Annotated in this window: 15 protein-coding genes; 9 read left to right on the top strand and 6 right to left on the bottom strand. The window is 41.4% G+C overall.

Translation table 11 applies throughout. From position 1 onward, the window contains the following. Positions 1–6: 6 nt before the first annotated feature. The 4 genes from ND6B_RS01130 to ND6B_RS01145 form a co-directional block, all read right to left on the bottom strand. On the bottom strand, positions 7–885 hold the full coding sequence (locus ND6B_RS01130) for a TraB/GumN family protein (RefSeq protein WP_033104319.1): 879 nt from the start codon (positions 883–885) through the stop codon (positions 7–9). A gap of 100 nt (positions 886–985) precedes the next feature. Further along, a complete protein-coding gene (locus tag ND6B_RS01135; RefSeq protein WP_033104318.1) occupies positions 986–2920 on the bottom strand; it encodes an LTA synthase family protein in 1935 nt (644 codons plus the stop codon). Beyond that, entirely contained in the window at positions 2911–3282 is a 372-nt protein-coding gene (locus tag ND6B_RS01140) for a diacylglycerol kinase (RefSeq protein ID WP_008112748.1), read from the bottom strand. Before ND6B_RS01140 ends, ND6B_RS01135 begins: the two co-directional genes overlap by 10 nt. Next, entirely contained in the window at positions 3279–4952 is a 1674-nt protein-coding gene (locus ND6B_RS01145; protein WP_033104317.1) for a phosphoethanolamine transferase, read from the bottom strand. The genes ND6B_RS01140 and ND6B_RS01145 overlap by 4 nt, the downstream gene beginning before the upstream one ends. 529 nt (positions 4953–5481) lie before the next feature. Between ND6B_RS01145 and ilvG the strand changes: the two genes are divergently transcribed. The 8 genes from ilvG (at position 5482) to ND6B_RS01185 (ending at position 14653) form a co-directional block, all read left to right on the top strand. Beyond that, positions 5482–7131: an acetolactate synthase 2 catalytic subunit gene (gene ilvG / locus ND6B_RS01150; protein ID WP_033104316.1), complete on the top strand. Its 1650-nt coding sequence runs from the start codon at positions 5482–5484 to the stop codon at positions 7129–7131. Further along, on the top strand, positions 7128–7370 hold the full coding sequence (gene ilvM / locus ND6B_RS01155) for an acetolactate synthase 2 small subunit (RefSeq protein ID WP_028834467.1): 243 nt from the start codon (positions 7128–7130) through the stop codon (positions 7368–7370). The genes ilvG and ilvM overlap by 4 nt, the downstream gene beginning before the upstream one ends. A gap of 102 nt (positions 7371–7472) precedes the next feature. Beyond that, positions 7473–9329, top strand: coding sequence for a dihydroxy-acid dehydratase (ilvD, locus tag ND6B_RS01160; protein ID WP_013463862.1), 1857 nt, complete (start codon positions 7473–7475; stop codon positions 9327–9329). A gap of 2 nt (positions 9330–9331) precedes the next feature. Further along, complete coding sequence (gene ilvA, locus ND6B_RS01165) at positions 9332–10885, top strand: threonine ammonia-lyase, biosynthetic (protein ID WP_013463863.1); 1554 nt, start codon at positions 9332–9334, stop codon at positions 10883–10885. A 144-nt stretch (positions 10886–11029) separates the two neighbouring features. Next, the gene (locus ND6B_RS01170; protein WP_033104328.1) at positions 11030–12013 is read left to right on the top strand and encodes an ABC transporter substrate-binding protein; all 984 of its coding nucleotides are present in this window, start codon (positions 11030–11032) and stop codon (positions 12011–12013) included. A 133-nt stretch (positions 12014–12146) separates the two neighbouring features. After that, positions 12147–13331: a methyltransferase gene (locus ND6B_RS01175; RefSeq protein ID WP_024602123.1), complete on the top strand. Its 1185-nt coding sequence runs from the start codon at positions 12147–12149 to the stop codon at positions 13329–13331. A gap of 10 nt (positions 13332–13341) precedes the next feature. Further along, positions 13342–14007 (top strand): carbonate dehydratase, encoded by a 666-nt coding sequence (gene can, locus ND6B_RS01180; RefSeq protein ID WP_024602124.1) that lies wholly within the window; start codon positions 13342–13344, stop codon positions 14005–14007. Between the two features lies 1 nt (position 14008). Then, positions 14009–14653 (top strand): NAD(P)H-binding protein, encoded by a 645-nt coding sequence (locus ND6B_RS01185; RefSeq protein ID WP_024602125.1) that lies wholly within the window; start codon positions 14009–14011, stop codon positions 14651–14653. Between the two features lie 48 nt (positions 14654–14701). On the opposite strand, the gene ubiK is transcribed toward ND6B_RS01185, so the two are convergent. Beyond that, positions 14702–14965, bottom strand: a complete 264-nt coding sequence (ubiK, locus tag ND6B_RS01190) for a ubiquinone biosynthesis accessory factor UbiK (RefSeq protein WP_008112735.1) — start codon at positions 14963–14965, stop codon at positions 14702–14704. A gap of 113 nt (positions 14966–15078) precedes the next feature. Between ubiK and rep the strand changes: the two genes are divergently transcribed. Then, positions 15079–17097: a DNA helicase Rep gene (rep, locus tag ND6B_RS01195; RefSeq protein WP_033104315.1), complete on the top strand. Its 2019-nt coding sequence runs from the start codon at positions 15079–15081 to the stop codon at positions 17095–17097. A 13-nt stretch (positions 17098–17110) separates the two neighbouring features. On the opposite strand, the gene ND6B_RS01200 is transcribed toward rep, so the two are convergent. Next, positions 17111–19675, bottom strand: coding sequence for a bifunctional diguanylate cyclase/phosphodiesterase (locus ND6B_RS01200; protein WP_013463870.1), 2565 nt, complete (start codon positions 19673–19675; stop codon positions 17111–17113). Positions 19676–19773 lie beyond the last annotated feature (98 nt).

Below are 19773 nucleotides of genomic sequence, written 5' to 3'. Positions count from 1 at the left end.
GCTTGTTTATAACTGAGTAACCTTAAACCCTTGGTCGCGAAGTTGTTTAATTAAACCATGCTGCTCAACTAAGTGCAGAGCACCTACCGCAATAAACACCTTACCTTGTTCAAGTTTAGGCGTGAGCTGAGTGACCCAATTATTATTGCGCTCAATCAGCATCACTTGCTCGCTTTGTTGACCGTATTGGCTGTCATCAAAACTGGTGTGGTAATAGCTGGTTAGGGTTTGCATATCGCCCTTTTTCCATGCATCCACTAGGGTGATAAAGTAGGTATTAATATCGCTTAGTTGCTCAAAAGTTTCTGCCATCATGGCATTGCTTAATGACTCTAAGCCATTAAACATCTGTAGTTGTTGCTCTATGGTTTCAAGCTCCGCAATGTTAATACTGTGCTTTTGCGCGTACTCGAGTATTTGCTTATCGATGCCGTTTTTATCTGAATAGCCCGCGTTTTGAAACTCAATTTGCATCATGGTCAACATAACAGCCCAAGGTTTAAAACTGTTGAACATGGCAATATCAATCGATTTTTTAGCAAAGTAGTCTTTGAGGAGTTGATAATTTTTTTCTGAAAGCTCGCTCTGTAGCGTACGCCCGTTAGTAAGCAGCATAAACGGCATAGAACGTTGTTGCATTTGTAATGGTGATAGTTTACTTATATCCACTTCAACAACAACTTGATTACTGTTATCCAGTGCGTGAGTCACTTTTTGTGGTAGCCCTTTCATGCTGGCATCACCCACATGCACGGTGCCAAATAAATACGAGCTAGCGCCTTGTTTTTCTATTTTGAATAGAGCCGGTGCTGCATAGCCGTTGACGCTAAAGGCTAAAAGTAATAACACCATAAATAAATGACTAATACGTAATGACACGTTCATAAAATCCTATCCAAGTTTAAGTCGTTTTATAAATACTAACTTAGTTTACTTTATAGGTAACGTAAAAATGCCTGATTAATCAATCAGGCATTTTTCGGTGTTATTGATACCAATTATTGCTGTAGGCCATGTTGCCATAATTAGCCAGCGCACGAGCTTGCTTGATGAGTGCGCTATCGTTATGTCTGGGGTGTAATTGCTTATTTTTATAAATATAGGTGGTTGCCGGTTTATCTGGCTGCAAAATAACAACGTTATCATTTTGCATGTAAGCAAAGTTTTTATCGTACTGCATCATTGCACGCTGCTTATTTTTGGCCACAGGGCGAGTGAGATCGTGACCAATCATTGGGTGTTCACCGCTGGCGCCAATAAGCGACAGTAAGGTGGTAGGAATATCCAGCTGACTGGCTAATTGATGATCGCGTTTGGGCTTAATACCGTTTCCAAAAATAACCGCAGGAATTCTAAAGTGATCAATAGGTACAAGGCTGGAACCAGACACGCGTGAGTCGTGATCAGCAATCACTATAAACACAGTATCGTCCCAGTAAGATGATTTTTTCGCCTTTTCAATGAATGTGCCAAGGGCATAATCTGCATATTTAGCTGCGTTATTACGGCTTTGCTTTGGTTGCTCAAACAGGGCTATTTTACCGTCCGGAAATTCATAAGGGCTATGATTAGAACTACTAAAAATCAGACTAAAAAATGGCTTTTGCTGTTGTTGTAATTTATTCAGCTCTTTATCTGCTTGAGTAAATAAATCTTCGTCAGATGCGCCCCATGAACCATTAAAGTTAATGTTATCGAAGCTTTCACTATCAACAATATCACTAAAGCCGTTACCCAAAAAGAAGCTACGCATGTTGTCAAAGTGACTTTCTCCACCATAAATAAACTGAGTATGGTAGTCCTGCTTTGCTAAAAAACTAGCCAAGGTAAAAAAGTCACGTTGTGATTTATCGAGTTTTACAACCGCGCGTGAGGGAGTCGGTGTAAAACCGGTTATAACTGCTTCAATACCGCGTACAGAGCGAGTGCCGGTAGCGTATAAGTTATCAAATCCCCAGCCCTGTTGATAAAGTGCATCTATATTAGGCGTTAAGGGTAAGCCACCTAAGGTACCTACATAACGAGCGCCCAAGCTTTCTTGCAGAATAATAACCAGGTTTTTCTTTTTACCTTGGTAGCTTGCCTGATGAAAAGTGCGGGTAGGGGCATTTGGATTATTAAATATTGCTTGAGGATTTTGCATGGTACTGCGTACTGTGGCGAGTAACTCCTCTTGAGGGACCTTGCCATAATATGCCTGACTTGATTGCTCATTGGAGAGCTGTTTTAACGCAAATGCTACGCTATATGATGAATTAAGCGTGAGGTCATTCAGCAAGTGGTCGGTCGAAAATGCCACCATAGCGGGGTTTAATGGACGATGGCCTAATGAATTTCGAGCGCCTAACAGTGTTAGGCTACATATAATAACAGCTAATAGTGATAGTTTTATTGCCCCTAGGGACGAGCGGTTTTGCCATTGCTGAGTAAGAATTTTGTTAGCAAATTTAATGGTGAAAACGAGCGCTAAAACAGCGAAGAGGACTTCGAGTTTGTAACCTGAAAAAATCATTTTAGAGACTTCTTTAGGATAAATAAGGTATTCAATAAATAGGCGATTAGGGCGTAAGTCGTATTCGTTAATAAACGTGGGTGTAATAACCTCAAAAAACACTAACATTGCAGCCATTATTACTAAATACCACTTTACGACTCCTCGAATATAAGCAGTTAATTTGAGAGCATGTGCTGCAAGTGTTAGTAACAAAGCGGGGGTTATGATGTAGCATAATGTTGCTATATCAACACGTAAACCGCCTACAAAAACAAAGTGCCAGGCGCCTTCGGTAAATACACGGCCACTTTGCCACAAACTTAAACCTAATCGCGCAAAAGTTAGCAAGCATAGGAGTGCGAAAAAAAATACCGCTAAAACCCACAATGGCCCCAGTACTTTTTTAGTGCTACTGATTAAGTCCATAGCACAGACCACCAAACTAAAATAGCAATAAGCATGGCGATAAAGACACTGGCGGATGCAATATCTTTAGCTAGGCCTGATAGTTCATGATATTCGCTACCGATGCGATCAACCACCACTTCGACTGCGGTATTGACCAACTCAGCAAATAACACAAACAATAAGCTGGCAATCAAGATTAATTTGCTACTTAAAGTAATTTCTTGCAAGCAGGCAAATACGCCTAGCAAACTAAATAAAACCAACTCTTGCTGAAAAGCAGCCTCAAATCGGCTCATCCATTTTAGGCCGTTAAATGTATGGCTTAAGGTAAAAATTAGGCGCATTAGGCCTTGGCGTTTTATAACGGTTTTATTATTCATATTTTAGTTTCTCTATGGTTAATCGTTTGACATGACGCGAGTAAATCTTCAGAGGTTTGGTAGGTTTTACTCGCAACACCGGTTAAGCTTAAAAGGGTATGAAAAATAGCATCGTGTGATTGCGCTAAAGTGCTATTTAAGTTGTTTAGACACTTGGCTGTAATGCGCTGATTATGCTCATCAGCCCAGATGTAAAGAGGCACATGGGTTTGAGCTGTTGGTGCAAATGCATAGGGAAAGCCATGTAAGTATGCGCCATTTTCACCGAGCGACTCGCCATGGTCTGACACATACAGTAATTGCTTATCAATATTAGCTGGCAGTGCCTTTAACTGTTCAATAACTTGAGCGTTGATAAAATCACTATAAGCAATTGTATTATCGTAGGTGTTAACCAGTTCTTCAGCGCTACAGTTTTGAATATCGCTGCGGTCGCAGGTTGGACTAAACTGTTTAAATTTTTCAGGGTAGCGCTTAAAGTAAGTAGGGCCATGTGAACCCATCATATGCAGCACTATAACCGTATTAGCCTGACTCAAATTGGCAAGCTTGTGCTTTAAAGGGGCTAGTAACGCTTCATCAAAACAGTATTTACCATCACATAGTTCAGATGCTTTGGTATCAATATTAATGGTAGGTACGCGCGTGCAGACGTTTTTACAGCCACTGTTATTATCAACCCACAAGACATCTGCGCCTGCTTGTTGTATCAAATCAATTACGTTTTGCTGGTTATCACTGTCTAAACGAGAAAAATTGGCATGAGTTTGCAGTGAAAACATACATGGTACTGACACTGCTGTGGCCGTGCCACACGACGATACGTTATCGAAATAAGTGACATTATGTTTTTGCGTGTATTGGTTGGTATTACGCTCATAGCCTTGGTAGGAAAAATTTTCAGCTCGAGCGGTTTCACCTACCACGATGACAGTAACTCGTGTTGTGCTTGGCGATGCTAAAGTTGGCGTGGTATCAATATTTTTAAATTCAATATCGCTATAAAGTAACTGGTCACGGGCGTATTTGTAGCCACTAGAGAGATATTGAAATGGAATAATTTCTTTTTTAAGAATACGGTTATTACGACCCGTTGCCGCGTAATCGGCGTAAAAGTTAACGACCACTAATGCAATCAGTGCAAAGCTTGCTAAAAGCAGTTTAAGACGGCTAATAACTTCTTTGTATGGACGAGCGCAGTTTATTTTTATTCTACTCAAAATAAAGACAGGTAATGCGGCAAAAAGCAGTAAAAAGCCAACAAGTTGCAGGTTTAAATAGCTTAACGCTTCACTAGAGTCAGTTTCGACGGTGTTTTGTATCATGGAATAATCAAACACCACACCATAGTTCAATGAGCCATATAACGCCGCACTCGAGAGCACTAGCAGCAAGTAGTTAATGGGTTTTAGTATTCCCCGAATAGAAACCACTGAAAAGAATATGATTAGCAAACAAATCAGTAGTAACGGCACAGAAAACAAAAATAGCCATGAAAATGTGTGCAACGAGGTAATAGCGCTAAACGCACCCTGCATAAATGGAATATTAATAACTAAGCCGTAATAACAAGCCATAAAAATAATGAATGCATTAGCACTGCAATTAAAATAAAAGCGTTTTTTAGTATTTTCTTGCGGTTGCTTACTGAGTTTGAAAGTTGGGTTCATAACACGCCTCTTTTTCGTGAACGTTGTTATGCTAGGCTGCCAGACTTAAGAAACTCTTAAGAAATCGATTTATTTTAATTTTGTTAGATAAAAATGAGGTGGCTTACTAAAAATTAATCAAACCAGAATTCAGTGTTATAAGAATAGTGAATTTCCTGAGTTGAAATGAAGGGATAAAAAATCTATTTAACCTGGTTTAATTGAATTTTAAAACCTGAGTAAGCGTGTTTTTATAATTATTTTGAATTGAATTTGGTGTTGACTTACCGCCCTGAGCGCGGTACTAATATAAAAAGACAGCGAAACAAGATGTTCGCAATGACTAAATCTTAAATGGTACTGAATTTTATGCTTAAAAATGCACTTAACCTAGTCCTGATTATTATCGTGGTGATTATTCCCGCGAGGGCTTCGTAGTGCTTTAAAAAACTAAGCATTGAAAAGCCCTCCGCACTTAACCGTCCGGGGGGCTTTTTAGTTTTAGAGTTAAATTTTTAATGGGTTGTCACACAGGAATGAGGATTTACTAATGACAGGCGCAGAACTAACAATCGATTTACTCGCCAAACACGGCGTAGATGAAGTATTTGGCTACCCAGGTGGTGCTATTATGCCCATTTACGATGCCTTGTATGGTGCGCCTGTAAAACATTATCTTACTCGTCATGAGCAAGGTGCAGGGTTTGCCGCCGTGGGCTATGCACGCAGTACTGGACGTTTAGGTGTGTGCTTGGCAACATCAGGCCCTGGAGCTACTAATTTAATTACCGCATTGGCAGATGCCATGATGGACTCAGTGCCTTTACTTGCTATTACAGGGCAAGTACCAACCGCTGCTATTGGCTCTGATGCTTTTCAGGAAATTGACGTGCTTGGCATGTCGCTTTCGTGTACTAAACACAGTTACATGGTTGAGCGAGCAGAAGATTTAGCCGAAATATTACAAGAAGCGATGCATTTAGCACAAAGCGGCCGTCCAGGCCCCGTTTTAGTTGATATCCCCAAAGACATTCAAATGGCGCAGGTGCCTTTTAAACCTTGGTTAGCGGCAGATGAATACTTACCTCAACTTGATTTAAACCAAGTTGCTATCGCCAATCAATTACTTAGTGAAGCCAAACGGCCTGTTGCCTATGTTGGTGGGGGCGTTCATGCCGCTGATGCGCAAAATGAATTAATGCAATTTTTAAATAAAACGCAAATGCCTGCGGTTTCAACCCTTAAAGCATTGGGCAGTGTATTACCTGATTACGAATATGATTTAGGCATGCTAGGTATGCATGGCGGTCAAGCGGCTAATTTAGCCGTGCAAGAATGTGATGTATTAGTGTGTATTGGCGCTCGCTTTGATGATCGTGTAACAGGCAACTTAGCTAAGTTTGCTGCAAAAGCAAACGTGATTCATTTAGACATAGATGCAGCCGAGGTCGGTAAACGTAAACCCGCAAAGGCTTCTTTAATTGCTGATTTAAAAACCTCACTTCCCGCCCTTGAGTGCGTCGTTACGCCAAAAGCGTGGTGCGATCATAATAAACAAATGATGGTTAAGCATGCATGGCGCTACGACTATCCTGGTGAAAAAGTATTTGCCCCTTATTTACTTAATCAACTAAGCCAGCGTATGCCAAGCACCAGTGTTGTTTGCTGCGATGTGGGTCAGCACCAAATGTGGGTTGCGCAGCATATGAAATTTAACCATCCATGCAACCACTTAAGCAGTGGCGGTGCAGGCACCATGGGATTTGGTTTACCTGCGGCAATCGGCGCACAAATAGCGAGAAAAGATGACTTTGTGATCACCGTATCAGGTGATGGCTCAATCATGATGAATATCCAAGAGCTTGCCACTATTCGTCGTAATAATTTACCAGTAAAAATACTGATACTTGATAACCAGCGTTTAGGCATGGTACGCCAATGGCAGGAGTTATTTTTTGAAGGGCGCTATAGCGAAACTAACTTGTCAGATAACCCTGACTTTGTGCAGCTAGCGGCTGTTTTTGGTATTGCGGGGCAAACGATTACCCATGCCAACCAAGTGGATGATGCAATTACAGCCTTATTAAATAGCGATGGGCCTTACATTGTTCATGCTTGTATTGATGATAAAGAAAACGTATGGCCACTTGTTCCACCTGGGGCTGCTAACGATGAAATGATGACGGAGAAAGCACAATGAAACACAGTTTAACTATTGCCTTAAAAAGCCAAAGTGTCGCAATCGAGCGCTTTTTACGTGTCGTGCGTCATCGTGGTTTTGATTTAACTCACTTGCAGCTAAATATGGACGATGGCCAATATAATATGGCCATGACGGTTGATAGCGATAAACCAATTTATTTGCTTACCAGTCAACTAAATAAATTGGTTGATGTGAAACATGTCACGCTGCAAAGCTTACAGCAACAAGCTGTATAACAAAAAATTTAACAGATTTTACGAGTAACTGTTCACGTGGTTACTCATCAATTTTAAGAATGAGGAATGCCCGCATTTATTGCGGCAAATACTGAGGTAACTATGGCTAAATTAAGAAGTGCAACGACTACTGAAGGACGTAAACGCGCAGGCGCAAGAGCATTATGGCGTGCAACAGGCATGACCGACACCGACTTTGGTAAACCAATTATTGCTGTGGTTAACTCATTTACACAATTTGTGCCGGGGCATGTGCATCTTAATCAGCTCAGTGAACTAATGGCTGAAACCATCACCCAAGCGGGCGGTGTTCCAAAAGAATTTAATACCATCGCCATAGATGACGGTATTGCCATGGGGCACGGCGGTATGCTTTATTCACTGCCATCGCGCGATCTAATAGCCGACTCGGTAGAGTACATGGTCAATGGCCATTGTGCTGATGCGATGATTTGTATCTCAAACTGCGACAAAATCACCCCTGGGATGATGTTAGCGGCGCTGCGTTTAAATATACCGGTTATTTTTGTATCGGGTGGCCCTATGGAAGCGGGTAAAACTAAATTAGCCAATATCGATATTAAACTCGATTTAGTAGATGCCATGGTTAAAGGTGCCGATGAATCGGTAAGTGATGCCGACTCAGAGCAAGTTGAACGCTCTGCATGCCCTACCTGTGGGTCGTGTTCAGGGATGTTTACTGCCAACTCAATGAACTGTTTATTAGAAGCAATAGGCCTTGCGCTGCCGGGTAACGGTACCACGCTTGCGACCCACAAAGACCGTAAACAATTGTATGTTGAAGCAGGTGCTCGCATCGTTGATTTATGCCGCGAGTATTACCAAAAAGATAACCAAGACGTACTGCCTCGTGCCATCGCTAATAAAACCGCATTTATGAACTCTATGGTGGTTGATATTGCCATGGGCGGCTCATCAAATACGGTATTACATTTACTCGCAGCGGCACAAGAAGCTGGCGTTGATTTTGATATGTCACACATTGATGAACTTTCACGTAAAACCCCGTTTTTATGTAAAGTTGCCCCAGCTACCGCGCAATACCATATTGAAGACGTACACCGCGCTGGTGGCATGATGGCCATAGTACGCGAGCTTGGTAAAGCCGGCTTGGTTGATTTATCGGTTAATCATGTTGCCGGCATGACCATGGGTGAGCTGGTAAAAAAATGGGATGCAACGGATCCTAATAACGAAGTGGCGCGAAAGTTTTACCGCGCGGGTCCCGCTGGTATTCGTACTACTAAAGCCATGAGCCAAGATTGCCGTTGGGACGAAGGGGATAATGACCGTGAACATGGTTGTATTCGCAGTGTTGAACATGCATTTCGTCAAGATGGCGGCCTCGCGGTACTTTCAGGTAATTTAGCGGTTGATGGCTGTATTGTTAAAAGTGCCGGCGTTGTCGATGAAATGCTGCACTTTGAAGGCACTGCTGTTGTTTATGAGTCTCAAGATGACTCTGTAGAAGGGATTTTAAATGGTGAAGTAAAAGCCGGCGATGTAGTTGTAATTCGTTACGAAGGCCCTAAAGGCGGCCCAGGCATGCAAGAAATGCTATACCCAACCAGCTACTTAAAATCAAAAGGTTTGGCAGAGAAGTGCGCATTAATTACTGATGGGCGTTTTTCAGGGGGCACATCGGGTTTATCAATTGGTCATGTGTCTCCCGAGGCTGCCAGCGGTGGAGCGATAGCTTATGTTGAAAATGGCGATAAAATTATCATCGATATTGCTACTCGAGAAATCACTTTAGCATTAAGCGATGAGGAACTCGAAGCTCGCAGGCAAAAACAATTGGCTCGTGGTAAACAAGCTTATAAGCCGCTAAACCGCGATCGTTATGTGTCATCTGCGCTTAAAGCGTATGCGCTACTAGCAACCAGTGCCGATAAAGGTGCGGTGCGTGATTTAGCCAAACTGGAGGAGCTTAGTTAGGTATGGTTTCTCAAGAACTCGATTATTTTCGCGCTATTATCCAAGCCAATATGGAGCCTTTAGCTAAGGTGACTGAGGTGAGTGAAATGGCCGAATTGAGTGCACGATTAGGTAATCATGTTTGGTTAAAGCGTGAAGATCAGCAACCGGTGTACTCGTTTAAATTACGCGGTGCTTTTAATAAATTAAATAAGCTGCCAAAGGGCTCGGTCGTGATAACCGCATCGGCAGGCAATCATGCTCAAGGGGTGGCGCTGAGTGCTTCACACCTAGGGCATAAAGCCACCATTGTTATGCCCGTAACGACGCCTGAAATTAAGGTTAATGCGGTAAGGGCATTGGGCGGGGAAGTCGTGTTACATGGTCATCAATTTGATGCCGCAAAGGCGTATGCGCTTGAATTAACTGAGCAGCGAAACGGCGTATTTGTCCCTCCATTTGATGACCCCGATGTCATTGTTGGTCAAGGCACAGTTGCCCGTGAACTAATGCAACAGCTGAACGACTTAGACGTGGTATTTATTCCTGTTGGCGGCGGCGGATTGCTGGCGGGTATGGCGGTATACATTAAATCGCTGCGCCCAGATATCAAAGTGATTGGAGTCGAGGCTAATGAAAGTGCTTGTTTAAAAGCTGCCATGGAAGCGGGAGAGCCTGTAGAGCTAGAAAGAGTAGGAAGCTTTGCCGATGGTGTTGCCGTAAAAATAATTGGTAGCGAAACATTTAGACTGGCGCAAAAGTTTTGCGATGAAGTGGTGACCGTGTCAGATGATGAAATATGTGCTGCCATGCAAGATATTTTTGTATCAACCCGTGCTATTGCCGAACCTTCAGGCGCACTTGCAACTGCAGGGCTTAAAAAATGGTCTCAGCAGTCGGGTTTAAAGGGGTTAAACTTAGCGGCTATTTTGTCTGGTGCTAATTTAAATTTTGATCGCTTACGCTATGTAGCTGAACGTACTGCATTGGGTGAGAAGAACGAAGCATTATTAGCGGTAACAATTGATGAAAAACGCGGTAGCTTTAAACAGTTTTGTGCATCTTTAGGTGGGCGCGCTATTACCGAATTTAACTACCGATATGCGGGGCCTGGCGAGGCGCAAATTTTTGTTGGTATTGCACTGCGCCAAGGATTAGCAGAACTTGAGGAGCTTAAACAAAGTCTAACCGATAATGGCTATTCGTTTTGCGACTTGTCAGATAACGAATTAGCAAAACTTCATGTACGGTATATGGTTGGTGGTAAAGCGCCAGAGCAGCTACATGAACGCTTACTGCGGTTTGAGTTTCCAGAGTACCCAGGTGCATTAGCGCGCTTTTTAGATACACTGGGTAGTAATTGGAATATCACTTTATTTCACTACCGTAATCATGGCGGTTCAACGGGTAATGTATTGGCAGGTTTTGCTATTGAGCCAAGTCAATATGAGATGTTTAATGAGCACTTAAACCGCCTAGGTTACAGTGTTCAAGACGAAACCCATAACCCGTGTTTCACCCAGTTTTTAACCACACAACCTCAAGCAGAAAAGCTTGAAAAGCTCGCCTTAGCATAATCCTATTTTAAGCAGGCATCTTCTGTGGATGCTTGCTTTATCAGCTGCTTTACATATAGTTACGTTAATCACTACGTTTTTTGGAAACTCTCTTTGTTACTTAAAGGAATGATAATTAGCGCCTGCCTCTTTTGTAGCCAGTTAATGGCGCAGGAATCAGTCACACTACAATTAAAGTGGACACATCAATTTCAATTTGCGGGTTATTATATGGCTCAGCAAAAAGGGTATTATGATGAGGCCGGTTTAGACGTCACTATTGTGCCTGCAGATCAAAAACGACCAAATAGTTTTGGCGCGGTAGAGCGTGGTGAAGCCCAGTTTGGGGTTGCGCATTCTGGTATTTTACAGCAGCGTATTGCAGGTAAACCCTTTGTAGCCATGGCTGCCATATTACAGTTTTCTCCTTATTGCTGGATGGTCAAAGAAAGCTCTGATATTTTTCATGCCCGTGACTTTGTCAATAAACGTGTAAGTGAAGTGAGTAAAGAGAGCAATTCTGAGTTGTTAACTATGCTCAAGCGCAGCGGTATAAATACCGAAAAGTTGGCTATATACAAAGGCGATAAATTACAAAAAGCATGGATGGAAAATAAAATAGATGCCATCGAAGTCTATGTTACCGACTTACCTTATTATATGGATCAGCAAGGTATTGCTCATCGACTTATATGTCCACAACGTTATGGTATGGACGTATACGCAGATATTTTATTTACCAGTGATAACATGATTAAGTACCACCCCGATACGGTAGAAAAGTTTTACCAAGCGAGTTTAAAAGGGTGGCGCTATGCGGTAATGAATATGGATGAAGCCATCGCCATTACTCAGCAGTTTTATGCCCCTGAGCGTAGTTTTCATCAATTAGCTTATGAGGCCGAAGTGCTAAAAGACTATATTGCGCCACCAAGCACCAATGTGGGTAATATGTCGATGGCCAAATGGCGTTTAATTGCTGATTTATATGAGATTGACCAAACAAAGTTTGACGAAGTAAAAGCCGATTTTATTTATAAATATAAAAAACAAGAAACCCTTCAGCTTTCTTGGATGCTGATTGCAGCCATTATTATTAGTATTATTTCTATTCCCCTTTATTTACGGTTAATGTTCAAAGCACGCTAATGGCTAATTTAACCAATAGAAAAGGTGGGAAAGTTAAGTAATCCCCTTGCTCTGCGAGGTTAAAAAAATAACCGCTTAATTAGGCGCGAGTGTACTGGTATAATTTATTGCCTTTTTAATATTTTAAGCTGTTATGACCTTAACTGAGCAATTTACTGCCCTCGATTCGTTACTGATGAATACGCGCTCGTATTGGCAATGTACTGCGTTTGATTTTGACTGTTTACCGTGGCCTGAATTACACGACCCCCTAACTGCTTTAACTGATCAGGACGTTGCTGAGTTAGATACTGATCAAGCGCAACTTTATCAGTTTTTTTCACCTTACATACCCGGTATTGAGCAATTAAGCCAATTAGCTTCACTCCCTGTCATAACAAGCAGTCGAACGGATTATCCGTTTTGGATTAGTAACGGTATTAAAGGACGAAAGTTTACACAGCTACAAGACTTTGTTGGTGCGCTACCTGCCAATGATCAGCCTATTTTAGAGTGGTGTGCAGGCAAAGGCCATTTAGGACGAATGTTAGCTTTTAATGGTGCGCCGAGCGTGCACAGTATTGAGCTACAATCTCACTTATGTGAGCAAGGACAAAAAAGTGCGCAGCAACAGGGGCTTGCTATGCAATTTAGCCAAGCTGATGTACTCACAGATAACACTCAGGATTTTTTTAACCCACAAACCCATGCCGTTGCTTTACATGCCTGCGGTGCGTTACATCAAACTTTTATGCATCAAGCCAGTGCGGCCAAAGTAACACAAATTAGTTTTTCACCTTGTTGCTATCACTTGTTTACCGAGAATAATTATCAAGCAATGAGCGAACAGGCGAAGCGAAGTGCGCTTAATTTAACTCATCGAGATTTAAAACTCGCCTTGCAAGAAACCGTCACGGCTCCATCGCGAGTGGGCAAAGTACGAAAAACAGAAGTTGAGTGGCGACTCGGGTTTGATGCTTTAAGAAAGTCACTCACCGGTGAGTCGGCGTATGTTAGTGTGCCCTCAGTGAATAAAGCAATATTTTCAGATTCGTTTGAATCATTTTGTAAGTGGGCGGCAGATAAAAAAGCCTTAAAACTGCCAAAAGATATTGATTACAATAAATTTTTATTGATTGGGCAGGCGCGAAAAAAGATAACCGAGCGAGTTGAACTGGTTCGACATGTGTTTAGAAGAGCAATAGAAGTTTGGCTTGTGCTCGATCGTGCTTTATATTTGCAACAGCAAGGCTATAACGTCAGTGTTAGTACATTTTGTGAGAAGCAATTAACACCCCGTAATATTTTAATTTTAGCCAGTTTAACGCCCTCGACCTAAAAGAGATGTAATGAGAAATTTAAATAACCTACTAGAAAATAATAAACGCTGGGCATCTAGAACGAGCGAAGCTAATCCCGAATTTTTTAAAATTTTATCGATGCAACAAAATCCAGAATATTTATGGATTGGTTGTTCTGACTCACGAGTTCCTGCTAATCAAATTGTTGATTTATTACCGGGTGAATTGTTTGTGCATCGTAATGTTGCCAACGTGGTAGTGCACACAGATCATAATTGCTTATCGGTTATGCAGTATGCGGTCGAAGTATTAAAAGTTAAACATATTATGGTTGTTGGCCACTACGGTTGTGGAGGTGTACAAGCGGTATTAAACGAAGATCGCTTTGGTTTTATTGATAACTGGCTACGCCACGTTGGTGATGTAAAAGAAAAGCATTTAGAGCAACTTAATGCTCTACCAGAAAAACAGCGTCTTGATCGTTTAATTGAGCTTAATGTGATTGAGCAAGTGCGTAACGTATCGCGCACTAGCATTGTTCAAGATGCTTGGTTACGAGGTCAAGAGCTCACAGTGCATGGCTGGGTATATGGATTAGAAAACGGTCACCTGCATGATTTAGAGTCGGTAGTTAGCTGCGCTGAAGAAGAATGCACTAGCTATAAAAAGGCAGTACACCATGTACTGAACAAGTCAGCGGGTAGTCACGCTTAATATGGCTAAAACGGCGTTAATAATCGGCAGTACCGGCTTAGTGGGCAGCCAGTTATTACAACAGCTGTTAGCATCTCCTTGCTATACGAAAGTAGTGAGCTTATCGCGCCGCCAATTAGACTTTTCTCATCCTAAATTAACTAGCCATGTTATTGATTTTGAGAACCTGACACATTACGTTGAGTTATTCAAAGGTGACGTGTTTTTTTCCTGCTTAGGCACCACGTTAAAGCAAGCTGGAAGCGAAGCAGGACAGCGTAAAGTTGATTTTGAATACCAATTTATTTGTGCGCAAATGGCGGCCAATAACGGTGTTCCTCATTATTGTTTGTTGTCATCAAGTGGCGCAAATGCGCATAGCATGAGCCGTTACCTAAAAATCAAAGGGGAACTTGAGCAGCAGGTAAAGCAGCTTGGTTTTTCGCGCTTGAGTATATTGCAACCGTCTTTGTTAGTCGGCGAGCGATCAGAGCTTAGAATTGCAGAAAAGTTAGGTGAGGTAGTACTGCCACTGTTAACGCGTTTTGGCATCTTCAAACGGTATAGACCAATAACCGGTGAGCAAGTAGCTAATAAATTGCTAAGGGTGAGCATAGAGCAGCAACAAGCAACGGGTTACTATGTGCTCGACGAGCTATTTGAATAACTGAGTGATTAGCGCCATAAAGCAGGTTCGTCTATGGCGTTATATTTATTATTCTGCGTCTGTTTTTGCCGATAATTGCTGTTCAAGTATCGCTACTTTTGCTTCTAATTCAGTTAGCTTTTCACGGGTGCGGATCAGCACTTGGCTTTGAATATCAAACTCTTCACGGCTTACAAAGTCCATTTCGGCAAGCTTATTTTGTAACACTTGCTTGGTTTTACCTTCAAGTGTATCAGCCAGGTTTTTTACACCTTGTGGCATGTTATTAGTGATCTGTTTCGCAATTTCTTCAAGTTTTGCTGGGTTAATCATAGTCGTCCCTTGCCTGTTGCCTAAAATGATAATAACTAATATTACCTTATTGGCTAGGCGTATTGTAGTGATTACGTTAAAATTGCCCGTCTTTTTGCAATCAGCTGGTCGTTATGAAACTCAATCCTAAACAAGATGAAGCGGTAAAGTACATTAGTGGTCCTTGCTTAGTATTAGCTGGCGCAGGCTCGGGTAAAACACGAGTTATCACCAACAAAATTGCTTACTTAGTACAGAAGTGTGAGTATCAAGCGCGTAATATTGCGGCGGTTACCTTTACCAATAAAGCGGCTAAAGAAATGCGCGAGCGGGTTTTGCAAACCTTAGGAAAGCAAGAGTCTAAAGGTTTATGGGTCTCTACATTTCATACACTCGGGCTTGAAATCATCAAAAAAGAGTTAAAAACACTGGGTTTTAAGCCTGGTTTTTCGCTGTTTGACGACCAAGATACGAATCAACTACTCGGTGATTTAACCGAAGATGAGCTTAAAAAAGACAAAGACTTACTTAATCTACTTAAAATGCAAATTGGTAGCTGGAAGAATGAACTCATTTTACCAGAGCAAGCTATTCGCGAAGCCAGAGAGCCACAAAAAGCCTTGTTTGCTCAGTTATATGCGCGTTATCAAAATCAGCTTCGCGCTTATAATGCACTCGACTTTGATGATTTAATTATGATCCCCACGCTGCTTTTAAGCAGTAATGCCACATCACGTGAGCGTTGGCAGCAGCGTTTTCGGTATTTACTGGTGGATGAATACCAAGATACTAATACCAGCCAATACCAATTAGTAAAATTGCTGGTTGGTGAACGTGCACGCTTTACTGTGGTAGGAGATGACGATCAGTCAATTTACTCTTGGCGTGGTGCTCGCCCACAAAATTTGGTGTTATTAAGTAAAGACTATCCAGGATTAAGATTAATAAAACTAGAGCAAAATTACCGTAGTGCAGGGCGCATTCTTAAAGCGGCTAATATATTAATTGCAAATAACCCCCATGAGTTTGAAAAAAAGCTCTTTAGTGAACTTGGCTATGGTGAGCAAATTAAAGTCATTGGTTGTCGCGATGAAGAGCATGAGTCTGAGCGTGTGGTTGCAGAAATCATTTCTCATAAGTTTATGAAGCGCACCAGCTATAAAGATTACGCGATTTTGTACCGGGGTAATCACCAAGCGCGTGGTTTTGAAAAGTCGTTAATGAGTAACCGTATACCTTATAAAATTAGCGGCGGGATGTCGTTTTTTTCACGTTCTGAAATTAAAGATATCATGGCTTACTTACGTCTTTTAGTGAACCAAGATGATGACAATGCCTTTTTAAGAATCGTGAACACGCCACGGCGTGAAATAGGCACGGTGACGCTTGAAAAACTAGGCACCTTAGCCAATGAAAAACATCAAAGCTTGTTTGCCACCTGTTTTGATAACGACTTAGGATACAGACTAAAAGGACGTGGTTTTAATGCGTTAGCTGGGTTTGCCCGTTGGGTGGTTGAGCTGTCGAATAACGCAGTACGCAGCGATACCTTAGAAGCGGTCAAAGATTTAGTGCGAAATATTAATTATGAAGCCTATTTATATGAATCATCACCGAGTGCCAAAGCCGCCGAAATGCGGATGAAAAATGTCTCGGAGCTGTACCGTTGGATCACCGATATGCTGACTGGCGATGCCGATAATCCGCCAATGACGTTAGCTGAAGTGGTTAGTAAATTGACCCTGCGCGATATGCTAGAGCGTAACGAGGAAGAAGATGAAGCAGATGCAGTACAATTACTTACGCTGCATGCTTCAAAGGGACTCGAGTACCCTTATGTATTTATGGTAGGCATGGAAGAGGGGCTATTACCACACCAAGTAAGCATTGATGAGGATAATGTAGATGAAGAGCGCCGCCTTGCCTATGTAGGTATTACCCGCGCGCAGCAAGAGCTAACCTTAACGTATGCTAAAATTCGTCGTCAATTTGGTGAAACATCGCAAACGGAGCTCAGCCGGTTTGTGCAAGAGCTACCACAAGATGACTTAGCCTTTGAAAACAAAAAAGCGCCTAATACTCAAGCTGAACGCATGGAAAAAGGCCAAGCTCGGGTTGCAAATTTAAGGGCAATGCTAAAAAAACCACAATAGCATGTGTTTAGCGTTATTTTGATTCTGAGCTTATAAGTGTTGAACGTATCGCGCTTTTAAGTGGGTGCTGTTTGGCAACAAACAAGTTCAAGCCATGCTTATCTAAAAGGGCTCTGAAGTTTAATATTGACGGGCCTTTAGCAATCACTTTAATGTGTTTAAGTTTAGTGATAGCCAGCAAACCTTGTAGCTGCAAGTCATAGCATTCCTGCTGCAATATTCGTTTACTGAAAGTGGAGCTTAATAGTAAGTAATCAAATTCTATCTCGGTCACTAAATTAAGCTCGCATTTATCCTTTGCGAAATTATTTAGACCAATAGAGTAGCCCAGCGCTTTAAGCTGTTTTAAGTTTTCTAGTTGCAGCGCACTGGCGTAACGTAATTCTTGATCATCAAACAACAAACAAAGTGGATCAATGTTTAATGGCTGCTTTAGTGCAGCAGTTAATAAAGAGAACTCATGCTTTTCTAAAAGCAGACTTGAGCAAGGCAGAAGAGCAACGCTTATTTCAGAGTCTTTCGCTTGTTGATACGCTTGTAAAATCAGTTGGAGTTCTACTTTTATATGCTGTTCTTTATCACTTGCAAATTTCTTTAAAATATCAAAACTAGTAAAGCCAAGTACAGGGTGTTCACCAAACGCTTCAAATAATGAGGCATATTGATAATGCTCATCCATAGAAATAATATCTGAGCTACGAAACGTCATAGGTAATACATCAAGATGGTGCAATGTTTGTGACTCATGTTGCAGCATTGGCTCTGTGAGTAACGGGTGAAATAATTCGAAGCGATTTTTACCAGAGTTTTTAGCGTAATACATTGCGGCATCAGCATCTCTAATAATTTCATCTGTATGTTTATAGCTTTGTTTTGAATAAGTGATACCAATACTCGCGCCGCTTTGCACACAAATACCTTTTGTACAAAAAGGTTTTCGCATGATGTTGATGATTCGATTTGCAACATCTTCAGCTTGGTTTGGCTCGGTTAAATGAGTGAGTAAAATTACAAATTCATCTCCCCCTAAGCGTGCTAATAAATCATGCTCACGGATACATTGAGAGAACAACTGACCCACGCTAATTAAAAATTCGTCTCCGGCATGGTGCCCAAGCTGGTCGTTTATATCTTTAAATTTATCAAGATCAATAAACAGTACCGCAAAGTGCTCATCAGGGTGACGTTGGTAAAACTGTAGCGTTTTTTCTAGCTGCGTTAAAAATAAATTACGATTAGGCAAGCTTGTTAATGAGTCATGGTGCGCATCGTGATACAGCTGCTGCTCTATTTTTTTACGCTCATCAATTTGCATCTGTAAATGCAAATTTGCTTGGCTTAGCTCTTTGGTTTTTTCGTTTACTCGAGAAGCGAGCTCTTGGTGGCTCTTTTTCAGCGCCTGTGAGGCTAATTTTGTTTGTAATACCGTGGCAATTTGATGCGATACAAAGGTTATGAGTTCTGCATCATCTTGTGTGAAAAGGTGTTCATTATTATAAGCTTGGCAAACAATTAAACCTATAACTCCTTGCGATGTTTTTAGCGGAGCGCCAAGCCAGCTGGTGGCTCTTCTAGATTCATCAATTGGTTTTTCACGCTCTACAATGCCACTATCTAATAACTCTTGTGCTCTTTGCGGGTGAATTATTTGTGTTTCTTCGGTGCTGATCACCAGCTCACTGTACCCTTTTGCAAAGCGCCTTGGTTGGGTGCTGCCTTGAAATTCGTCAACACTGTAAGGAAAACTAATCCAGCCCGTTTCTTTATCATACAAGGCAATATAAAGATTTTTTGCGTAAGTGATGGTTTTTATTATTTCGTGTATTTGAAAATAAGCATCATCTAGGTTTTTAGCTTGAGTTGTCAGCTCTGAAATTTTAAATAATATTTGCTGGCGTTGCAGGGCGCTTTTTCGCTGTTGTATTTCAACATTTAAAGCATCATTGCTTTGCGTTAATGCACGGGTTCTTAGTTTTACTTCTGATTCGAGCAACTCTCGTTTCTTAACGCGTTCAATAGCTGTCGCTAAATAAAGTGACATTGCTTCAAGTAGGTTTATTTGTTGCGAACTATAACCTTGCTCAGTGTCGTAACTTTGCGCTGCTAATACGCCAATAATATTTTTTTCTTGATAAACTGGAACGCCTACCCAGTGTTCTGCAGGTGTACCTAATGCTTTGAATAAGCCTTGCTGTGCAGCATCATGCATTTGTTGCTTAGTGAAATAAGTGGTCTTTCCTTGCTTAAACACATAACCCGTTGCGCCTTCTTCAAAATTATTCTCCCGATTAAGTGGTACAGAAATTCCATCTTTTTCATCAGAAAAATAAGACAGTTCCAACTGTTGTGATTGCGGCTCAACAAGCACCACATAAAAGCTTTTACTCGGGACATACTTTTGTAAAATGTCATGAATAGCTGGGTAAAGTAAGGTTAATTCGGCAACAGTACTTGCTTGCTCTGATAGCTGTATCAGGGCATTGTGGAGGTGGTAGGCATGTTTGTACTTTTTCAATAGTGCTTTTAGTCGTTTATTTTGGCGCACTACGCTACTCGGTACAATGAGTTTATCTTCCAATGATGTTTAACCAGTTATAATTTTTTGTATAGTTATTAATCATTATAGTTCCACTTTTAACATTTTGCGTCAAGTAGATATTTATCTTAATTATGCTG

It is taken from the genome of Pseudoalteromonas sp. ND6B (assembly GCF_000764215.1).
In the GTDB taxonomy this organism is placed as follows: Bacteria; Pseudomonadota; Gammaproteobacteria; order Enterobacterales; family Alteromonadaceae; genus Pseudoalteromonas; species Pseudoalteromonas tetraodonis.
Note: the sequence above shows the minus strand (reverse complement) of the source record. Positions and strands in the feature narration are given on the sequence as shown.